The organism is Nonomuraea sp. NPDC001684 (genome assembly GCF_053596515.1).
Map to the genome: position 1 here is coordinate 1 of NZ_JBSFGJ010000759.1, position 2,664 is coordinate 2,664.

General features: G+C 69.9%; 2 protein-coding genes. One reads left to right on the plus strand and one right to left on the minus strand.

The annotated features are described in order from the left end of the window. The coding region (locus ACWCSD_RS51265) for an NAD(P)-dependent oxidoreductase (RefSeq protein WP_449926950.1) at nucleotides 1-419 on the plus strand (419 nt) is incomplete at its 5' end. Nucleotides 420-542: 123 nt separating this feature from the next. Here the strand turns inward: ACWCSD_RS51265 and ACWCSD_RS51270 are convergent. Continuing rightward, a partial coding sequence (locus tag ACWCSD_RS51270) for a hypothetical protein (RefSeq protein WP_449926952.1) occupies nucleotides 543-2,664 on the minus strand: 2,122 nt, incomplete at its 5' end.

Genomic DNA, 2,664 nt, shown 5'->3' on the forward strand with positions numbered 1-2,664 from the left:
CGCGCGGGCGCGGCCCGACGACCGTGCACACGACCGCCATGCGCTCGATCCTCCAGGCGATGGCGCGGGTCTCGGCCCGGCGGGTGCTGCTGGTGAGCGCCGCGGGCATGGTCGCCGACGCCGGCGACGGCCCGTTCACCCGGTACGTGCTCAAGCCCCTCGTCCTGCGGCCGCTGCTGAGGAACTCCTACACCGACCTGGCCGAGTCCGAGCGCCTGCTGCGCGCCTCGGGCCTGGACTGGACGATCGTGCGCCCCTCCCGCCTGCTCGACGGCGGGCCCACCGGCCGCTACCGCACGGCCCTGGACCTCAACCTGCGCGGCGGCCGCTCCACCAGCCGCGCCGACCTGGCCGAGTGCATGCTGAAGCTGGCCGCCGACCCGGCCTCGGCGGGGCACGTCGTCTCGGTGGCCACCTGAGTCTGTCAACAGGACGTCGATGCTGGGGTCGGCGGCGAAGGCCGCGGCTCGGTCCCACACGGCGACCCGCCCCTCGTGGAGGACGGCCACCACGCGACGTGCATGGTGGCCGTCAGGGTCGGGTCAGTACACCTCGATCTTGTTGGCGTTGACGTCGTCGAGCACCCCGATGATGTCGCTGTAGCGAGCCGAGGTGCCGGAGTCGATCGGCAGCGCCATCGTCTCCTGGGCGTAGATCATCGCGGCGCGTACGGTGCCCAGGCCCAGCCGCCTGGTCGTCGCCGAGTCGATCGCCGTCCCGGCGTTGACGCGCCTGGTCGCCAGGTTGAAGTACGTGCCCAGGGCGTGCTCGCGGAGCACGGTCTTGGGCCCGTTGGCGTCGTGTAAGGCGGAGTCGATCTCGGCCGCCGACAGGGCGCCGCTCTGGTCGCCGTCGTAGCGCTGGTCGGTGGCCTGGATGCGGGCCAGGGACTCGGCCGTCCACTGTCCTGAATGGTTCGTCCAGTAGCCCTTGGACAGTGGATCCCTGGTGGGCGGAACGGCCGTGACCGTGGTCGTGGCCGAGGCCGAGACCGGGTCGAAGGTGCATGCCCCGCCGCTGTTCTTGTAGGTCACGGACACCTCGCTCGCGTACGCCGTGCCCGCCGTCGCCAGCAGTGTCGGCCGCGCGGTGAAGACGATGTTCCGTTCGCCGGACCTGGCGGGCAGGGCGCCCACGTTCCAGACCAGCGTCCTGGTGCCGTCGGCGTTGAGCGTCACCGAGTCCGGCTTCGGCCCGGCGCCCAGGTCGAGCGCCTTGCTGTAGTAGACGCCGGCGGGCAGCGTGCCGGTGATGACGGCGTCGGAGGCGCCGCCACCGCCGGCGTTCGCGTAGGCGATGGTGTACGTGATCGCCTCACCGGCGTTGACCGTGGCGGTCGCCGTCTCGTTCACCGTCAGCACCGGGGCGCGCACCGTGGTCGTGGCGCGCGCGGTGTTGTCGCTGGTGTACGGGTCGGGCACGCCGTTCGTGTCCTTCCCGGTCACCGTGACGGTGTTGGTGAGCACCGTGCCGTCGGTCGTGTCGCACGGCACCTGGTAGGTGAACTTCGGCGTGACGGTGTGCACGTCGCCCTTGTTCAGGTCGGGCACCGGGCGTTGCCGGGTGGTGCCGTCGGGCAGCGTGTCGGTGAGCGAGACGGCGGTGGCCTTGCCCGGCCCGAGGTCGGTGACGTCGACGGTGTAGGTCACGGTGTCCCCGCCGTCGGCTTCGGCCTGGTCGGCGGACTTGGTGACCTTCAGGTCGGCCTGCTGCGACAGGGCCAGGACCATCTCCTCCGTCATCTCGTCGGGCGTGCTGCGCGGCACCCCGTCGTTGAAGCCGGCGGCGTTGAGCCTGGGGTTGTACTGCAGGTGGGCCCAGTCGTCGTAGCCGTGCAGCGTCTGGGTGTCATCGGTGATGTTGCATCCCTTGCCCGGGACGCCGATGGACTCGATGTAGTTGATGTCGGCGGGGATGTCGCCCTCTGTGTTGCCCTTTTCCCCGTTCCAGTCGATCGGGCCGCTGTTGGCGGGCTCGACGTGGGGTTTGCCCTTGATCCCGTACACGGTGTAGCGGTCGGGGTGCGGCGTTCCGCGCACGCCGAGGTTCTCGTTGAGGTGCTGCTCCACGAGCCGGGTGGGCTCGGTGGTGCCGAGCGCGGTGCCGGTGGCCGTGCTGCTGTAGTCCATGGGCCGGGTGAAGTTGATGTCGGGGAACTGGAGCGCGTAGTTCATCACGCTCAGGTAGTTGGGTTTGCAGTTGACGTCCTCGTCGCCGCCGTGGCCCAGGCTGAGCGTGTGCCCGAGCTCGTGCATGAAGGTCGAGGCCTGGGCGACCCTCAGTCCGCCGACGTCGTTGATCGCCTGGGCGCCCCACGTGCCGAGCGTCACGACGAAGTCGTTGCCGCCCTGGGGGCCGGCGGCGTACCACTCGGAATTGCCCGAGGAGTCGGGATCTTCGAGGTAGCTCTCGGCGAAGATCATGTAGCGGTACACGTCGCGTTTGGCCGTCAGGATGTTCGCGCAGTTCCCGTCGTTGCGGTCGGCGCGGGTGCCGAAGTGTCCTGTGCAGGGGCCGGCCGGTTCGCCGTTCTTCAGCTCGTTGAAGTCCACGAGTTTGGGATCGGACAGTACAACGTGGTGGCCGACGCGGTGCACGGCGGCGGCGTCGGCTTCCAGGCCGGCTCGACGTTCAAGACGTTCACCCTGCTCACCGCGCTCAAGC